General features: G+C 29.3%; 18 protein-coding genes. All 18 read left to right on the top strand.

Annotation, left to right across the window (positions count from 1 at the left end):
• Positions 1 to 5 precede the first annotated feature (5 nt).
• The 18 genes from rfbC to ACWA1B_RS18485 all read left to right on the top strand — a co-directional run bounded on the left by rfbC (position 6) and on the right by ACWA1B_RS18485 (position 19,056).
• A complete protein-coding gene (gene rfbC, locus ACWA1B_RS18570; protein WP_456909489.1) occupies positions 6 to 554 on the top strand; it encodes a dTDP-4-dehydrorhamnose 3,5-epimerase in 549 nt (182 codons plus the stop codon).
• Complete coding sequence (gene rfbD, locus ACWA1B_RS18565; protein ID WP_456909487.1) at positions 554 to 1,399, top strand: dTDP-4-dehydrorhamnose reductase; 846 nt, start codon at positions 554 to 556, stop codon at positions 1,397 to 1,399. The genes rfbC and rfbD overlap by 1 nt, the downstream gene beginning before the upstream one ends.
• A 54-nt stretch (positions 1,400 to 1,453) precedes the next feature.
• Positions 1,454 to 2,338: a glucose-1-phosphate thymidylyltransferase RfbA gene (gene rfbA / locus ACWA1B_RS18560; RefSeq protein WP_456909485.1), complete on the top strand. Its 885-nt coding sequence runs from the start codon at positions 1,454 to 1,456 to the stop codon at positions 2,336 to 2,338.
• Positions 2,339 to 2,420: 82 nt separating this feature from the next.
• Positions 2,421 to 4,388, top strand: a complete 1,968-nt coding sequence (locus ACWA1B_RS18555; RefSeq protein WP_456909483.1) for a polysaccharide biosynthesis protein — start codon at positions 2,421 to 2,423, stop codon at positions 4,386 to 4,388.
• 230 nt (positions 4,389 to 4,618) lie between these two features.
• Positions 4,619 to 5,464 carry an ABC transporter permease gene (locus ACWA1B_RS18550; protein WP_456909481.1) on the top strand — a complete coding sequence of 282 codons (846 nt, stop codon included), beginning with the start codon at positions 4,619 to 4,621 and terminating at the stop codon, positions 5,462 to 5,464.
• Positions 5,465 to 5,574: 110 nt separating this feature from the next.
• A complete protein-coding gene (locus tag ACWA1B_RS18545) occupies positions 5,575 to 6,654 on the top strand; it encodes an ABC transporter ATP-binding protein (RefSeq protein ID WP_456909479.1) in 1,080 nt (359 codons plus the stop codon).
• A gap of 33 nt (positions 6,655 to 6,687) precedes the next feature.
• Positions 6,688 to 7,578 (top strand): hypothetical protein, encoded by an 891-nt coding sequence (locus ACWA1B_RS18540; RefSeq protein WP_456909477.1) that lies wholly within the window; start codon positions 6,688 to 6,690, stop codon positions 7,576 to 7,578.
• Complete coding sequence (locus tag ACWA1B_RS18535; protein WP_456909475.1) at positions 7,575 to 8,720, top strand: glycosyltransferase; 1,146 nt, start codon at positions 7,575 to 7,577, stop codon at positions 8,718 to 8,720. Before ACWA1B_RS18540 ends, ACWA1B_RS18535 begins: the two co-directional genes overlap by 4 nt.
• A gap of 1 nt (position 8,721) precedes the next feature.
• Positions 8,722 to 9,606, top strand: coding sequence for a glycosyltransferase family 2 protein (locus ACWA1B_RS18530; RefSeq protein ID WP_456909473.1), 885 nt, complete (start codon positions 8,722 to 8,724; stop codon positions 9,604 to 9,606).
• Positions 9,603 to 10,520, top strand: a complete 918-nt coding sequence (locus ACWA1B_RS18525; protein ID WP_456909471.1) for a glycosyltransferase family 2 protein — start codon at positions 9,603 to 9,605, stop codon at positions 10,518 to 10,520. Before ACWA1B_RS18530 ends, ACWA1B_RS18525 begins: the two co-directional genes overlap by 4 nt.
• Positions 10,521 to 10,609: 89 nt before the next feature.
• A complete protein-coding gene (locus ACWA1B_RS18520; RefSeq protein ID WP_456909469.1) occupies positions 10,610 to 11,560 on the top strand; it encodes a glycosyltransferase family 2 protein in 951 nt (316 codons plus the stop codon).
• On the top strand, positions 11,557 to 12,570 hold the full coding sequence (locus ACWA1B_RS18515) for a glycosyltransferase family 2 protein (RefSeq protein WP_456909467.1): 1,014 nt from the start codon (positions 11,557 to 11,559) through the stop codon (positions 12,568 to 12,570). The genes ACWA1B_RS18520 and ACWA1B_RS18515 overlap by 4 nt, the downstream gene beginning before the upstream one ends.
• Positions 12,567 to 13,796, top strand: a complete 1,230-nt coding sequence (locus ACWA1B_RS18510; protein ID WP_456909465.1) for a glycosyltransferase — start codon at positions 12,567 to 12,569, stop codon at positions 13,794 to 13,796. Before ACWA1B_RS18515 ends, ACWA1B_RS18510 begins: the two co-directional genes overlap by 4 nt.
• A 1-nt stretch (position 13,797) precedes the next feature.
• On the top strand, positions 13,798 to 14,808 hold the full coding sequence (locus ACWA1B_RS18505; protein ID WP_456909463.1) for a glycosyltransferase family 2 protein: 1,011 nt from the start codon (positions 13,798 to 13,800) through the stop codon (positions 14,806 to 14,808).
• Positions 14,809 to 15,747 carry a glycosyltransferase family 2 protein gene (locus ACWA1B_RS18500; protein ID WP_456909461.1) on the top strand — a complete coding sequence of 313 codons (939 nt, stop codon included), beginning with the start codon at positions 14,809 to 14,811 and terminating at the stop codon, positions 15,745 to 15,747.
• Positions 15,744 to 16,859: a non-hydrolyzing UDP-N-acetylglucosamine 2-epimerase gene (gene wecB, locus ACWA1B_RS18495; RefSeq protein WP_456909459.1), complete on the top strand. Its 1,116-nt coding sequence runs from the start codon at positions 15,744 to 15,746 to the stop codon at positions 16,857 to 16,859. The genes ACWA1B_RS18500 and wecB overlap by 4 nt, the downstream gene beginning before the upstream one ends.
• A 41-nt stretch (positions 16,860 to 16,900) precedes the next feature.
• Positions 16,901 to 18,148 (top strand): glycosyltransferase family protein, encoded by a 1,248-nt coding sequence (locus ACWA1B_RS18490; RefSeq protein WP_456909457.1) that lies wholly within the window; start codon positions 16,901 to 16,903, stop codon positions 18,146 to 18,148.
• Positions 18,148 to 19,056 (top strand): glycosyltransferase family 2 protein, encoded by a 909-nt coding sequence (locus ACWA1B_RS18485; protein ID WP_456909455.1) that lies wholly within the window; start codon positions 18,148 to 18,150, stop codon positions 19,054 to 19,056. Before ACWA1B_RS18490 ends, ACWA1B_RS18485 begins: the two co-directional genes overlap by 1 nt.
• Positions 19,057 to 19,088: the final 32 nt, after the last annotated feature.

Here is a 19,088-nt window from a genome sequence, read left to right as displayed (position 1 = left end):
AAAATATGAAAATAGAAGAAACTTTTATAAAAGATTTAGTAGTTGTAGAACCAACCGTTTTTGGAGACGAAAGAGGATATTTTTTTGAATCATATAGTAAAACCAAGTTTGAGGATTTGGGAATCAATATTGATTTTGTTCAAGATAATCAATCCTTCTCTAAAAAAGGTACTTTAAGAGGTTTGCATTATCAAAATCCGCCTTTTGCTCAAACCAAATTAGTCCGTGTACTGGAAGGAGAAATTATTGATGTTGCTGTTGATTTGAGAAAAGATTCTCCTACTTATGGTAAAGCATTCAGTATTTTATTATCAGCAGAAAATAAAAAACAATTATTGGTTCCACAAGGATTTGCTCACGGTTTTTCAGTTATTAGCGAGACCGCTTCTGTGATGTACAAATGTGATCAATTTTATAATAAAGCTTCTGAGGGCGGAATTAAATATGATGATCCATCTCTAAACATTGATTGGGGAATGAATTTAGAGGAAGCAATAGTTTCAGAAAAAGATCAAATTCTTCCTTTTATTGAAAATTGTAATAGTTTATTTTAATGAAAAGAATTTTAGTAACAGGAGCAACAGGACAATTAGGTTCAGAACTAAAAGTTTTATCTGAGAATTATTCACAATATGAATGGATATGTGCTGATCGTACCAAAATAACTCTCGATAATATCGATTTGCTTAAAAAGCAATTGAATGAAATTTATCCTGATGTAATATTCAATTGTGGAGCTTATACAGCAGTTGACAAAGCTGAAAGTGAAAAAGAAATTGCATTTACAGTAAACCACCTAGCAGTAGAAGAAATTGCCAAATATGCTTTTGAAAATAAAGCCAAGTTGATACATGTTTCAACAGACTATGTTTTTGACGGAACTTCTTCTGTAGCATTAACTGAGGAAGCTCAAACAAATCCGATAAATGTATATGGAGAAAGTAAATTAGCTGGTGAAGTTTCCTGTCTAAAAGAAAATCCTGATTCAATAATTATTAGAACTTCATGGGTATATAGCAAATTTGGAAACAATTTTGTTAAAACTATGCAGCGATTAATGCAAGAGAGAGATTCCATTAATGTAGTGAATGATCAGATTGGCTCTCCAACTTATGCCACAGATTTAGCTCAGGCAATGATTGATATTTTAAAAAATTCAGAATGGAATCCTGGAATTTATAATTATTCGAATGAAGGTGAAATAAGTTGGTATGAATTTGCGTTGAGCATTAAAGAGTTAGGAAAATATGATTGTAATGTAGGAGGAATTCCATCATCATCATATCCAACTCCAGCAAAACGCCCAGAATTTTCATTATTAGATAAACAAAAAATTAAAAGGATTTACAATTTAAATATTCCACATTACAAGGAAAGCTTAAAAAAAATGATTGGATAATATCTATTAGTATAATTGAGATATATTCGAAATCTAAAAATCTAAATTAAAAATATGAAAGGAATTATATTAGCTGGAGGTTCTGGTACAAGATTGCATCCATTGACGTTAGCGGTTAGTAAACAATTAATGCCAGTGTATGATAAACCAATGATTTATTATCCACTGTCAACTTTAATGATGGCTGGAATTAACGAGATCTTGATTATTTCAACACCTCACGATTTGCCACATTTTAGAAAGCTTCTAGGAGATGGAAGCACAATTGGTTGTAAATTCAGTTATGCAGAACAGCCAAATCCAAATGGATTAGCTCAGGCTTTTGTAATTGGAGAAGAGTTCATTGGTAAAGATAAAGTTGCTTTAGTACTTGGAGATAATATTTTCTTTGGAACAAATATGCAGCAATTATTAAAAGATAATGCTAATCCAAATGGTGGTGTTGTTTTTGCATATCATGTTTCTGATCCTGAAAGATATGGTGTAGTTGAATTTGATGAAAATAAAAATGCTGTTTCTATTGAAGAAAAACCTTTAGAACCTAAATCAAATTACGCTGTTCCAGGATTATATTTCTACGATAATTCTGTCGTTGAAATTGCAAAAAATATTAAACCTAGTGCTCGCGGTGAATATGAAATTACAGATGTTAATAAAGTTTATCTTGAAAAAGGAAATTTGAAAGTTGGTATTTTAAGTAGAGGTACGGCTTGGTTAGATACGGGGACATTTAATAGTTTAATGCAGGCAGGGCAATTTGTCCAAGTTTTGGAAGAAAGACAAGGACTAAAAGTAGGTTGTATTGAAGAAATTGCCTGGAGACAAGGCTTTATTAATGACGCTCAATTAGAAGAACTGGCATTACCTTTAGTAAAATCAGGTTACGGTACGTACTTAATCGAATTTTTAAAACAAAAGAAAAAAGGAGTTAAATTTTAATTTACTTACAGAAATACATTTTTAAACGTTTAATTTGTATTTTTGTAAGACCTAAAAATTTGCAGAATCAAAACTAATACCATTGAATACAGATAAACAGGCCAAAATAGCTGACGTTTTACATAACTCATTATCTCCTAGAAATCTAAGGGCGCATATTAACAACCTTAGCTATTTGCCTAGGTGGATTATTGTTGCGATTGATGTAATGGTTTTAATATTTTCGTTTAGTTTTACTTATATGTTGTTTGAAGGGACGGCATTAGGATATATTATTACATCTCACGATTTTTATTTTGTTTCAAGTTTAATAATTGTAAATATATTTTTCTTCTGGCTATTCCGTACTTATTCGGGAATTATTAGGCATTCATCTTACATCGACGCTATAAAACTTTTATTTTCACAAATGTCGGTTTTAGTGTTCTTTTTGTTTTTTAATTTAGTTTTCGAATTATACACAGGGCATAAAGCATTTTTAAATACAGCTCTCTTTATCAATTTAGTTTTATCGTTTTGTGGGTTGTTCTTATATCGTGTAATTGTTAAGCAAACTTTTGAATTATATTTTTCAGAAAAAGCAAATACAAAACTTATCAGAACGGTAATTTACGGAACAGATGCAAATGCAATTTCTGTTGCAAATGCGTTAAAATTTGAAACGCCTTCCCGATTTAAAATTGTTGGATTCGTTGACAAAAACAATCAAAACGCATCAAAGAGAATGCTTGATTTGCCAATTTTGATTCTAAGAAAAAAATTACCAGCATTAATGCGTTCAGTCGCAGCTGAGGGAGTAATTATTGCTGATAAAAGTTTGTCTAAAGATGAGCAATTAATTATCGTTGATCAATGTTTGGAATTCAATTATCGAGTTTATACAGTTCCGCTTATCTCAGATTGGGAAAATCAAAAAGAAATTTCTCAGAAAGTTAAAAATATTCAGATTGAGGATTTATTAGAAAGAAAACCAATTGTTTTAGATAGTAAGTCGATTTCTAAACAATTAAAGGATAAAACGATTTTAATTACAGGCGCAGCAGGTTCAATTGGAAGTGAGATAGTTAGACAAGTTCTTGGATTTAATCCAAAAGTTGTAATTATTTTAGATCATGCTGAAACACCTTTGCACAATTTATGCTTAGAAACATTTGCAACAAAAGCTGAAACAAAAATTGTTGCAGTAATAGCTGATGTAAAAAGCAAGAAAGCATTAGAAAAGGTTTTTAAAAACTATAATCCCCATGTTGTTTTTCATGCTGCAGCTTATAAACACGTTCCTTTGATGGAAGAAAACCCATCCCAAGCGATTTTAACAAATATTAAGGGAACTAAAAACCTAGCAGATTTGTCATGTAAATATCACGTCAAGAAATTTGTTATGGTTTCAACAGATAAGGCTGTTAACCCTAGTAATGTCATGGGTGCGAGTAAGCGAATTGCAGAAAAGTATGTACAGTCTTTATTCTTAAAAAATCAAAGAGAAAATATTGAAAGCAGTACAAAATTCATAACGACACGTTTTGGAAATGTTTTAGGGTCAAACGGTTCAGTAGTTCCTTTGTTTACTAAACAAATTGCAGAAGGAGGACCAGTAACCATAACACATCAGGATATCATCCGTTATTTTATGACTATTCCTGAAGCCTGTCAATTAGTTCTTGAAGCTGGAGCTATGGGTAACGGAGGTGAAATTTATATCTTTGATATGGGTAAACCAGTTCGAATTATAGATTTGGCTAAAAAAATGATTAAGTTGGCTGGTTTTATTCCAGATAAAGAAATTAAAATTAAGATTGTTGGTTTGCGTCCAGGAGAAAAACTTTATGAAGAATTACTAAATGATACTTCAAAAACGTTACCAACATACCACAATAAAATTATGATAGCGCAAGAAATTCAAGATGAATATGAAAATTTGCATACCGATATAGATGAACTTATTGGTATAGCTGATTTTTATGATAATGATGATATTGTTGCAAAAATGAAAAAAATCGTTCCTGAATTCAAAAGCATGAATTCTGCTTTTGAGGTTTTAGATAAGTAATATTCGTAAAATATAGTAGATTTTAATTCTAATTGTAAGAAAAAGGTGTTTTTTAAAAAAAAACACCTTTTTGTATTTTTAAGAATTTACTTACAGGTAAAAATCTTGTTAATTTGTTAAATTTTTATTTTTGGCATGTCAAATTGTATTTTAAAAATAACATCATTGCTTTTATAAATTCATCTTTTCTATATTGCACGAAAATTAAATAATTATTGTCCCCAATTTAAATGGAATTAAAAACTACGGTTTACCAAAAAGTAAACAATAATAAAATTGGTAAACTTTTACGAGATAGTCTCAATGACATGCTTAGTTCTCGTTTTTTAGCAAAACAGCTCGCTATTCGAGACATTAAAGCGCAATATCGCCAATCATTTTTAGGCATTATCTGGGCATTTATCACGCCATTGTCAACAGCTTTAATTTGGATCATTTTAAGCAAGTCTGGAACAGTGACGTTGTCAGATACTGGAGTACCTTATCCTGTTTTTGTTTTCTCGGGAACATTGCTTTGGTCAATTCTTATTGAGTCCATCAACGCGCCAATGACAAATACAAATGGAGCCAAATCAATACTTTCTAAAATTAATTTTCCAAAAGAAGCTTTAATTTTATCAGGTGTTTACAAGTTGTTGTCTAATAGTTTTGTAAAAATAGTTTTGCTTTTAGTTTTTTTAATAGTTTATGGAGTGGGTTTTCATTCTTCTATTTTGTTATTTCCATTGGCTTTTTTAGGAATTATCTTTTTTGGGACAACTATAGGTTTGTTTATTACTCCTTTAGGAATGCTTTATAATGATATTGGAAAAATTGTTAGTTTGGGACTCAGTTTTTTGATGTATGCTACGCCAGTAGTTTATGCCATTCCTAAAACTGGATTGTTGAAGACTTTGATGGAAATAAACCCATTAACACCTTTATTGTTAACTTCTAAAAATTTATTATTCGGACAAGAATTAGAGTATCTAGTATATTATTTTGGAGTTTTTGCTGTTTGTATTCCTTTATTTTTTTTAGGATTAGTTTTTTACAGAATTTCTATTCCGATAATTGTTGAACGTATGAGTGCTTAATAATGGAGGAAAACGAAGTATTAGTAAAAGTAGAGAATCTTTCTAAAAAGTTTTGTAAAGATTTAAAAACCAGTCTTTGGTATGGTGTAAAAGATTTATGCTCCAATGTTTTGGGAAATAAAAATGATAACACAGATTTGCGTCCAAAGGAATTTTGGGCTGTAAGAGACATTAATTTTGAATTAAGAAGAGGAGAATGTCTTGGTTTAATTGGACATAATGGTGCTGGGAAATCTACGTTGCTAAAAATTTTAAATGGATTAATTAATCCAGATGAAGGAAAAGTAACAATGAGAGGAAGAATTGGTGCTTTGATTGAACTTGGCGCTGGCTTTAATCCTATTTTGACTGGGAGAGAAAATATCTATAATAATGGGGCTATATTAGGATTTTCAAAAAATGAAATTAATTCAAAAATTGAAGAAATTATTGATTTTGCTGAAATTCATGAATTTATTGATATGCCAGTTCAAAACTACAGCAGTGGAATGAAAGTGCGATTGGGGTTTGCCATTGCTGCACAAATGGAGCCAGATGTTTTAATTATTGATGAGGTGTTGGCAGTCGGTGATTTAGGTTTTGTTCTGAAATGTTTTAAACGAATTGATCAATTAATTCCAAATACGGCAATTATATTTGTTTCGCATTCTATGCCTATGATTTCAAGAATTTCGAATCAAATTATTTTGATGGATCATGGTGTTGTAGATTTTCAAGGATTTGATGTTGCTAAGGGAGTAAATAAATATTATGGAAAGTTTGTAAATAATTCAGAAAGCGTGCTGATTGACGATAAAGTTATTGAGAATTTTGAATTTAAAATAGAAGCAAACAATAATACAATCGATTGGGGTGATGATTTCCTTTTCACAATTTCTTTCGAAAATATACGACTTGCTAAAATGCCTTACTTTTCAATTTCATTATTTGATAAGGAAAATAAGCCAGTTGCTCTTATGTATTACAAAGAAGAATTAAAGGAAATTGATAAAGGTAAGTTCGTATTGGATTTTTGTCATAAAAAAATGCAACTGTCAAGAGGAGTTTATTCAATAAATGTAACTGTAAATGAATCTTTTAATTTTCATAATATTTATAGAGTTAATAATGTACAGCAGTTATTTGTTAATTCAGATATTGAAGACCACCCTACCTTTTTTTTAGATACTTATTTAATGAAAATTAATTAAGAAATTAATTGTTGAACTAAATAAAATATGACTTTGAATAAACAATTCCTTAATCCTGAAGAATGGATAGTGGTTCTAGGTTCGGGAGCAAGTATTAATAATTTAACTGAAGATCTTAAAAACTGGGCTAATAAAACTCGAGCTCGAATCGCAATAAATAAATATGGGGCGTTTTATGAAAAAGCAGGTATAATTCCAACAGATATTTATTTCCATGATTTCCATGATAAAACTTCGGAGTATTTTTTTTATGAAACTATTAATCGAACAAAGAGCGTCGCAACTACTTACTATGTGTCTCCGATTTCTAAAGAATTTATAACTAAGTCGTTCTTCTCTTTCTCTTATCTGTTTTTTAGATATATAATAATCTTAAACAGAGCATTTTTAAAAAAAATAAGCAGAAAGCTTATAAAGCCATTCAGCAAAAATAAGCATGATAGAATATTAAGTTATTTAGATAAATTTAATCAACGCAAACCTTTATTACTCAATAAACGTCATGAGATTTATAATATTAACGTACACTATCTTTGGGATCTGGATAATGTATGGGCAAATACTCTTGATGAAGAATTATTTCACTTTAGAGGCAGCCTTACGAGTGTATTGAATTTAGTTTCTATAAAGTATCCAAAATTAAATGTCTTAATGTTAGGTGTTGATTTAGCTACTAAGGAATACTTTTTCGACGAAGAAATTGAAGTCTTATATAAAATAACAGGATTAGGATACGATTGGACCCAAGCCTTCATGGATAGTTCAGGAAAACATTACTCAGCGGCTATAGACAGTGGGGTAACAATTTTTGATCGCTTTAATTATGTAGTTGAGTGCCTAGATAAATCTGAAAATAAAATTTTCGCTTATCCTAAGGAAAATGCACTAATGTTCAATGGTTTGGTAAATTCTTTTGTTTTATGAAAATCTTATTCATATCCCATGATGCCTCAAGAACTGGAGCGCCAATGGTATTGTTTCATTTTTTGAAATGGTTACGATTAAATCAGCTAGAAATTCAGGCTGACTTACTAGTTCTAAAAGGAGGGAATTTAGAAAGAGACTTTAAAGAGATAGTACATTATTACTTTAATTACGAGATAAAAACTGAATCAAAAAGATTGAATAGAAAAGAACGTTTGTTGTTAAAGTTGGGATGGTTAAAGAGACCTAATTTGAAAGACAAATTTTTAATAGAGTTAAGCCAAAATAATTATGACTTAGTATATGCAAATACTATTGCAAGCGTAAAATTTGCTTATGAATTAATTTTAAAGAATAAATCAGCAAAGTTTATTGTGCATTTACATGAGCTTAATGCTATAATTAGATTAATGTTGCCTGATTTTAATAATTATACAGATTTAATCGATTTATATATTACTCCGGCCCAAATAGTAAAAGACAACTTACTAACGAATTGGGCAGTGTCTGAGAGTAAAATTGAAGTGGTTTATGAATTCGCTTCAATATCAGGAATAGAAGAACACACAAATGAAAGGAAAGGAAATAATAAAAGAGAAGAATTTGTAATAGGAGCTTCGGGAACAGTTCACTGGAGAAAGGGGCATGATATTTTTATTCAGGTAGCTCGTTACATATCTCAAATTCGCCCTGAAATTAATTTTAAATTTATTTGGGTTGGTAAAATATCAAAAACTGAACAATTAATAGTTGAAGAAGATTTATTGAAATTAGGTTTAATAGATAAAGTTTTTTTTGTTGGAGAGGTTGAAACCCCAGAAGATTATTATAAAGATTTTGACGTTTTTTTGATGACTTCAAGAGAAGACCCATTTCCATTGGTTTGTATAGAAGTTGGAATTCTTGGTAAGCCTATAATTAGTTTTGAGAAAGCAGTAGGGACTAATGAGGTTTTGCAACAAGGCGGTGGTTTTATAGTTCCTTACTTAGACATTGAAGAAATGGCTCATAAAGTAATTGAATATTATACAAATCCTACCTTAAAGGCAGAGCATGGTAATATTAATAAAACTAATTTTTCTCAATTTACACCAGAACTAATTTGTCCGCAACTTTTTTCTATAATTCAAAAACAATTATAAAATGAATCCGTTAGTTTCAGTTTGCATACCAACTTATAATGGAGCTAAATTCATTTTGGAAGCTTTAAATAGTATTGCTAATCAGACTTACGATAATTTGGAAATTATAGTGTCTGATGATAATTCTATAGATGATACTTTGTCAATCGTTAATAGTTTTATAAATGTAACAACGATTCCTATTTGCATTTGTCATCATCCGCCAAACGGCATTGGAGGAAATTGGAATAATTGTATGGAAAAGGCAAATGGAGAATATATTAAATTTCTTTTCCAAGATGATGTTTTGGAACCAGATTGCATAAAATTAATGATGGAAGCTTTTTCTGTAGATTCAAAAGTGAAACTGGTAGCATCAAAAAGAAAATTTATTCTGGAAGAAGATAGTAAAAATGATATTATCGATGAATGGATATCTAAATATGGCGATTTACAAAAGGAATTTGTTGCTACATTGCCTAATGGAAATATAATTTTAGATAAGACTATATTTAAGAGGGAGAGTTTTCTTAATTCACCCTTAAATAAAATTGGAGAACCAAGTACGGTTTTATTTAGAAAAAGTTTGATTAAAGAGATTGGGTGGTTTAATGAAGATCTAAAACAAATTTTAGACTATGAATATTGGTATAGAATTTTAAAAAAAAATAAAATTATTGTCATAAATCAGTTATTGGTTTCTTTCAGAATCCATAGCATGCAAGCTACAAATGTAAATAGAAATAATGACATAAGAGATTATGCTATTTATGACAAAATTTTGTTTGATAATTATTATAAATTATTACACAAAAATACTCAAAGAAGATTGTATAATCAATTCGGGTTTTGGATTAAATGTAAACGAAAGGGTAAAAAGATTTTAAAGAAAATCTTAAATAAATGAAAGTAGTAGTAGTAATAGTAACCTACAATCCTTTAAAATGGATTGAAAGATGTTTAGATAGTTTGTTATTGAGCTCAATTCCTGTTGAGGTTTTGATTATTGATAACAACTCTGCTGATGGGTTTCAAGAAATTTTAAAATCTAAATATTCTCAAATTAATCTTATACAAAGTGCAGTTAATTTAGGTTTTGGGGCAGCCAATAATATAGGCATGAAAAAGGCTTATAACAATAATGCCGATTTTGTTTTTCTATTAAACCAAGACGCTTGGGTTAAGCCTGATACTATTGAAAAATTAATTTTAGCGCAACAAATAGAGCCCGAATACGGAATCGTAAGTCCAATGCATTTAAATGGTAAAGGAGATCAATTGGATTTTAATTTTGCAAATTACATTATTCCTTTTAAATGTAAAGGACTGTATTCTGATATTTATTTGAATAAAATAAAATCGAATATTTACCCAGTCGAATTTGTAAACGCCGCGGGTTGGTTATTGTCACGTAAATGTATAGAAACAGTTGGCGGATTTAATCCTTCTTTTTTTCATTATAGCGAAGATGATAATTATGTGGAGCGCGTGTATTTCCATAAATTAAAAATTGGAGTTCTGCCAACCGTAATGTTGTACCATGATAGAGAAGAACAAAATACTAGCATTTATTTTAAAGATTTGCAGATGCTTTATAAACGAAGTATCACATTAAAAGCCTCTAATCCTTTTGAGCAATTTTCATTTCAATCAGAAAATAAAAAACTATGTGGATTTGCTTTTAAAGCTGTATTTTCTTTAAGATTCAGGCTTTTTTCAAAAATCATTTCGCAGATTAAAATACTTAATGGATTAGATAAAAAAACTGTGATAAATAGAAGAAATGAAAGTAGGATACCTAATCTGACATTTTTGGACTGAATGTTGTTAAAAATTTAGTGATACATTTTTTTATATGTTTCTGAATTTTTACACAATAAATGAAGCTTATAAAAGCCAAAAAGAATAAAATGAAATTAGATAAATTTATCGACAAATATACATCGAGCATTAGTCCAATTGTTTCTATAATTATTCCGACTTATAATAGAGCACATTTTATAAGTGAAACTCTTGATTCTATAGCAACACAAACATATACTAATTGGGAATGCATTATTGTGGACGATGGCTCTACAGATAATTCTGAGTTAGTAATTTCTAAATATGTTGAGTTAGATTCTCGTTTTAAATTATATCGTCGTCCAAAAGATAAAGTTAAAGGAGCAAATTCATGTAGAAATTTTGGTTTTGAACAGAGTGTAGGCAAGTATATTCAATATTTAGATTCAGATGATTATATATCATCAAATAAAATTGAAAAACAGGTTAATGAACTTGAAAAATGTGATGTAAATACAATTGCGATCTGTAAGTGGCAATTTTTTGGAAATTCTTCTGATGCAAATGAGGGAAATGAAGGATTAAAAGTTTATAGTAACTTTGATTCCATTCTAGATTTTATTGATGCTTTGGCTTTGTCGGGTTGTTTTTTGCCACCCCATACTTATCTAATAAATAGGCAATTGGTTTTAAATGCAGGCAATTGGATGGACAGATTAGAAATAAACCAAGATGGGGAATTTTTTGCCAGAATATTTATAAAAACAAATAAGGTCGTATATGTTCCAGATGCTAAAGTATTCTATAGAAGGAATAATATTGATAATGTAAGTATTTTAAATAATGAAAAAAAGATAGAACATGCTCTCTTAAGTTGGCAATTAATAGAGTCATACTTTAAAATTCATTTTGGGGAAAGTACAAGGTTGGTAAGTATTTCAAAAAAATACTTATACCAAAGGATTGTAAAAGAAAATATAGAAACAATAAAAAAGAATAAACTCTTTTTTAAAGAAGAAATCTGTAGTAATGATTTTTTTTTCATCAGAGTATTAAAAAAAATGCTAAAAGGTAAATGAAGCATCCTCTTATTTCAATCATACTCCCGGTTTTTAATGGAGAAAAATATTTAGCACAAGCAATAAATAGTTGTTTAGAGCAAACCTATGAAACAATTGAGGTTATTGTAGTTAATGATTGTTCTACAGATAATACTTTGGCAATTGTGAATGAATTTGTTATGCAAGATAGCAGAGTGCGATTAATAAATAATTCTGAGAATAAAAAATTACCCGCAAGCTTAAATATTGGACATAAGGAGGCAAAAGGAGAATACATTACATGGACTTCGGATGATAATATATATCAAAAAGATGCTATTTATAAAATGTATACTACTTCAAAAGAATCTAATTCTGATATTGTTTATTGCGATTATTTAGTCATAGACGATGATGGTGTGATTACTGGACAGGCCAAATTAAAATCTATAGAATACTTAATGTTTTATGGAGTCATTGGAGCGTGTTTTTTATATAAAAAAGAAGTTTACGATAGAAACGAGGGATATAACGAAAAATTGTTTTTAGTAGAAGATTATGATTTTTGGTTACGCGCCATGAAACATAGTACTTATCGTAAGGTTGACAATTCAGGATACTATCTCTATAGATATCACGAAAATAGTTTAACGACAAGAATGAAATTTGATCAAAAGCTGAAAAATCAATTTTTGAGCAACTTATATGACCTGTATGATAATTTATTTACTGATTCTCGAATAAAAGCTAAAGATCGACTTATTTCTTTCCTTATAAATAGGTTTATTTACGGTGCAAATGAAAGTATTGATAGTATTGATTCAAAGACATTTTTTAAAGATTTACAATACGCAACTGACTCTTTAATTGGGTTTTCTCTAGAAAAACTGAAAAGAATTATTATAGATGATGTTATCCAAACGATAATGATAAAGAAAGAATTTCAAAAACCAAGTTCATTTTTTGCATTACATAGAGCAGGAAAAGATGTTGTCTTAAGATTAGCAATAAATAGATACTTTGCATTAATAAAGAAATGCTTTTTATGACAAAGAAAATTATTTTTAAAGTTCCCGAATTTCCACATTTATCAGAAACATTTATTGTAGCTCAGATTGTAACAGCTTTAAAGCAAGGATACGAAGTGAAAATTTTAGTTAGACGAGTTCTCAATAATGATAAGAACCTTAATTCAATCTTAATTAAAAAGTATGATTTACTAGATAAAGTAATTCTTGAAGATTATTGTATTCCTAAAAGTAAACTCTTACGTTTAATTAAATGGATGATATTAATATTGATAAATTTTACAGAGTTGAATTCTATTATAAAATTCCACAAAGAATTTTCCAAATTTAGTCTCACATGGTTATATCAATGGTGTTTTTACCAAAAATTTAATGATGCAAGTATTTTCCACGTTCAGTATGGGACTAATTCGAAACCATTGGATATTTTAAAGAAAACAGGTTTTAAGCCATCATTAATTGTTACTTTTCATGGTCATGATGCTTTTTTTCCTATAAATGGATATATTCCTAACAATGGGTATTATGACAATTTGTTTAAATATGCGGATTTAGTTACTGCAAACACTTCTTATTTAGCTGATAAAATTATTGAATTAGGATGTCCAAAGGAATTACTCTCAATTATTCCAGTGGGAGTTGATACTAATTTTTTTCATCCAAATTCCGAAAATAAAACAATTCAGAATACATTAAAACTAATAACAATAGGCCGTTTAGACAAGGTCAAAGGTCATGAATTTTGTATATCGGCTTTAGCTGATTTGGTCAATCAAGGTAAAGATGTAACATTAACAATAATTGGTGAGGGAGAAGAACGCGAAAATCTTGAGAGGTTAATTGCTAATTATCATCTACAGGAAAGAGTTTTTATGAAGGGTAAAAAGTCACAGTTTGAAGTTAGGGAAGAATTATGGAAACATGATCTTTATTTGTTAACCGCAGTTGCTTTGAAAGACGGCAGAAGGGAAACTCAAGGATTAGCTACTCTTGAAGCTCAAGCTTGCGGATTGCCAGTTATTGCATTTGATTCAGGAGGAGTTAAGTATACTATAAATGATAAAATAACAGGAATGATTTGCCCTGAATATAATCTGCAAGAAATAGTAGAAAAAATTAATTTATTACATTCAAACTCAGAATTGAGACTACAAATGGGTGCTAATACAAGAGATTTTATAGATAAGCATTTTTCCCAAAATTATATTGATAGTGTTTGGGAGAGTAAATACTCACAATTAGTTTGACATGACAGATTTTAAAATTTCGATTATACTTCCAGTCTATAATGGTGAAAAGTTTCTCGCTAAATCTATCGAGAGTTGTTTGAATCAGACTTTTAAAAATATTGAATTAATCATTGTTAATGATTCTTCAAATGATGGTACGTTAAATATTGCAAATCAATATGCTGAAAAGGATAGTAGGGTTAAAGTAATTACTAATAGCGAAAATAAAAAATTACCTGCCAGCTTAAATATTGGACATAATGCATGTACTGGTGATTTTATAACTTGGACAAGCGATGATAATTTTTATGAACTAGATACATTAAGGATCTTATTAGATAATCTTTTGAAGAAAAATGTTGACATTGTATACAGCAATTTTACTTTGATAGATCATAAAGATCAAAAGATTAGAAGTGTAACACTTCCAGGTTTTGAAAATTTGATTTTCGGCAATTTTATCAGTTGTTGCTTCATGTATAAAAAAGAAGTATATCAAAGAAATAATGGTTACAATGAGGCATATTTTTTAATTGAAGATTATGATTTTTGGTTGCGAGCCGTATTACACAGCAAATTTTATCAAGTAAATCAGTCTTTATACAATTATCGAAAGCATGAAACAAGCTTAACAAATCAAATTAATGTTGATGATGCAAAAAACATTCTTTGGAAAAATAATATAAAAGAAATGTTTCTTGCTTTTTGGAAGAAGTTTTTAAAAAATAATTATTCTGAAATGGCCGAACTATCAATCAAACTTTTGCTTTTTGAAAAGATTGAATTCGACTGGTTAATTATTAATAATATTAAAATTAAAAATATAAAATCAGAAATAAAGAAGAATCAAAATTTCTCTAATAAAAAAAACGTAGAAAAAGTGTTTTTGCAAAAAACTATAGAAGTTATGATTAATGAAAAAGACGTCAAAAGAAATTTATCAAGATCTATTTTTATAATTAAAAATTATATCAATAGCATAGATAAAAACACAGTTAAAACGCTAATTAAATATTCATTTTTTAAATAAATGAAATTAAAAGTAACCATTATCATGGCGACCTACAATAGGGAGCATTTTATTGTTGAAACATTACAATCGATACAAAAACAAACTTTTTCAAATTGGGAGTGCCTTATTATTGATGATGGAGGGAACGATAATACTTTTGAGAAAATTGAGCCACTTCTAAAAGCTGATAAAAGATTTTCTTTTCATAAAAGAACAGATAATTATCAAAAAGGATTACCAGGCACGCGCAATTATGGTTTAGACTTAGCACAAGGAGAGTATATTATTTTTTTTGATGATGATGATATAGTCCATCCTCAAAATTTGGAGATTTGCGTGGATGAACTTGATAAAAATAAAAACTTTTCCTTTTGTAGATACTTAAGAGAAGTTTTTTTTAATGAATTCGATTATAGCTTTGATTATTCTAAAAAATACTCATCTTTTAAAATTAATAAAAATGATATTGAAAAAATCTTAAAAAATCAATTGCCTTTTAATTCTTGTGCAGTAATGTGGAGGAAAGAATGTTTTGAAAAGAATCGTTTTATAGAACATTTGATGTATGCCGAAGAATGGGAATTGTATTCTAGAATTATATCGGCTGGGATAGAAGGTATATCAATAGACAAGTATTTATTTTATGGCAGAAAACATCCTAACTCTAATACTGGAGAGTTTTTTCAAAATAACCCTATACGAAGATCTTCACAAGCAGATGCCGTTGTGATGGTAGTTCAAAATCTTAAAGAAAAACAATTACTTACCAATTCATTTATTCGTTATCTTATAAGTGATTCTATAAGTTTTAAAGAATTTAATTTATTTAATAGAATTCTTACTGTTTTGGATTTTAATTGTTTGGGAAAAGTAAGATGGACCTTGTTTTATAAATCTTATTTTTTACGAATGCCTTTATATAAAATAAAAAAAAGACTTCTAAATACTAAAAAATGAAAATTCTCCTTTGTTTTGGCACTCGCCCCGAAGCTATAAAAATTGCTCCATTATATCATGAACTAAAAAATAATAATTTTGAAGTTCTTGTGTGTGTTACTGCGCAACATCGCGAAATGTTGGATCAAGTTTTAGATTTTTTTGATATTAAGCCTGACTTTGATTTAGATTTAATGCAACCAAATCAAACTTTAAATAATTTGAGTGCTAACATTTTAAGTAAAATGGATAAAGTCCTTTTACAAGCTAATCCAGATTTGGTTTTTGTACATGGAGATACAACAACATCTTCTATGGTTGCACTAGCAGCATTTCATCGAGGAATAAAAATAGCTCATGTTGAAGCTGGACTAAGAACTTATAATAAGCAATCTCCTTTTCCAGAAGAAATCAATCGACAGTTAACAGGAAAATTAGCTGATATTCATTTTACGCCTACAAACGATGCAACAAATAATTTAGTAAAAGAAGGAATTTCTCAATCTGATATTATTGAAACAGGGAATACCGTTATTGATGCTTTGTTTTGGACTATTAATAAAATTGAAAAAGAAAACTATTTCCACTCTGAAATAGAAGAATTAAAAGATATAATTCCGACAAGTAAAAAAATTGTCTTAGTAACAGGTCATCGCAGGGAAAATTTTGGTGCAGGAATGAAAAATCTCTGTGAAGCATTATTGACAATTTCTAAACGCGAAGATGTTATAATTATATATCCTGTCCATTTAAACCCTAATGTGAAAGATGTTGTAAATCAATTACTGTCTGGAAAAGAAAACATTTTACTTGTTAATCCCGTGTCGTATCCTGCTTTTGTGTGGTTAATGCAACAATCATTCTTAATTGTTTCTGATTCAGGCGGTATTCAAGAAGAAGCACCATCTTTAGGAAAACCAGTAATAGTGACCCGAAATACTTCAGAAAGGCCCGAAGGAGTAATGGCAGGTTTTTCAAAACTAGTGGGCACTGATAAAAATAAAATTATAAACATTATTCAAGGACTTTTAGAGAATTTTGATGGGTTTAAAAACAAATCAAATCCTTACGGGGATGGCAATGCTTCTAAAAACATAATTAGGTTTTTACAAAAAGAGATAGCCAAACCCTAATTTTGTAAAAATAAATAGTGACTGGAGAATAAATTGGTGAAATGATAAAAAAAATACTTATAGTAGTTGATTCTATAAACATTGAAGATAGCAGTGGATCTAAAGCCAATGTGGCATTCATTAATAATTTACATGAAGCAGGATTTGAAGTTTTAGTTTGTCATTACACTCGAAAAGATATAAAACTAAAAAGTATAAATACATTTGAGATAACTGAAATTAAGTATAGTGTTTCATATTTTTTAAGTAGATTTCAGAGAGTTTTTAGCCGACGCTTTAAAGTAAATCTTGCCCCTTTTTTTGAAAGAAAAATTGGTTTTTCTTTTGCGTTTTTTAATGATGTAAGCAGTATACGAAAAGCACTAAAAAAACAATCTTTTCAATCAGATTTAGTGCTTACCTTAAGTAAAGGAGCTAGTTTTAGACCTCATTATGCAGTTTTAAAAATACCTAATTTTCACAATAAATGGATGGCATACATACATGATCCCTATCCATTTCACTATTATCCTAGGCCTTACAACTGGGTAGAACCAGGATACCATTTTAAAGAATTTTTCTTTCAGGAATTGTCAAAAAAGGCTAAATATAGTGCATTTCCAAGTCAGTTATTAAAGGAATGGATGAGTAATTATTTTCCAGAATTTTCTAAAAGTGGAATAATAATTCCGCATCAAAATGAAAAATATGAAGTTAAAAACACCGATTTTCCTTTTTATTTTGATGTATCGAAATTTAATTTGCTCCATGCTGGAAATTTGATGAAACAGCGTTCTCCAAAGGGATTGGTTGAAGGTTTTGTATTGTTTCTCAAACAAAATCCAGATGCAAGGGAGTATGCTAGACTTTTGTTAATAGGAACTGCTTCTTATCATAGTGAAATGTTGGAAAATTATAAAAAAAGTAATCCTGAAATTTTTTTCTATAACAAAAATAAATCTTTTGATGAGGTTTATCATTTGCAGCAGAATGTATCAGTCAATATCATTTTGGAAGCAAAAGGAGAGATTAGTCCTTTTCTTCCAGCTAAATTTCCACATTGTGTAAAGGCAAACAGAGCAATTCTATCTCTAGCACCATATTATAGTGAAACGAGAAGATTATTAGGTGAAGATTATAAATTTTGGGCAGAAGTAGACGATGTGCGAAAAATCGCTTCATTGATTGAAAAGTTATATCAATTATGGAAACATAATTCTAAAGAGCTACATTTGGACCGAAAAGACCTTGAGGAATATGTCTCAGTGGAGAATTTGAAAAAAGTAATAAATAAGTTGCATACCAATTAATGTCAAATCCAAAATTTTCAATTTTAATTACAACTAAGAATCGTAAAAAAGACTTGGCTTTTACATTACAAAAAAGCCAAAATTTATTACAATGCCAAGATGTGAAAATTATTATATGTGATGATGGATCGATAGATGGGACTTCTGCTTTTATAAGAGAGAAATACCCAAGTATTCAATTAATTCAGAATGAGAAAAGCAAAGGATTAATTTATAGTAGAAATCGTCTTATGAACTTAGTAGCCACTGAGTTTGCAATTATAATTGATGATGATTCACATTTTATTACACATAATCCATTAGAGGTCATAAAAGAAAAATTTTATAAAAATGCCAATATAGGGGTATTGGGATTTAGAATTTATTGGAATCTAGAAGAGCCTGCGACAATTCAATCCAATGAAATTTCGTACAGAATGAAAAGCTTTGTAGGATGTGGCCATGTATGGAGAATGTCCGCATGGAGAGATATACCAGATTACCCAGATTGGTTTGTTTTTTATGGTGAAGAAGATTTCGCTTCTTATCAATTATTTAAAAAAAAATGGGAAATACATTATTTGCCTGAAATTTTAATAAATCACAGAGTTAATGTTAAGGCCAGAAAAAATAATCAAGATTATAGTTTACGTTTGCAGAGATCTTTGCGTGCTGGATGGTATCTGTACTTTTTGTTCTTTCCATTAAAACTTATACCTAGGAAAATGGTATATTCTATTTTGATGCAATTGAAATTAAAAGTTTTAAAAGGCGATTTTAGAGCTTTTAAAGCACTTTTGTTTGCTATGTTAGATTTAGTGTTTTCAATTCCTAAGATAATAAAAAACAGTAATAGATTAACTCAACGTGAAATTGAAATGTATAATCAACTTCCTGAGACTAAAATTTATTGGAGGGCAGAAAAATAAATATTTTTGAAAGAATAGAAATAAAACTTGCC

This window comes from Flavobacterium xizangense (assembly GCF_054075145.1).
The sequence above is the reverse complement of the archived record's forward strand: the minus strand, read 5'-3'. Positions and strand labels throughout refer to the sequence as shown.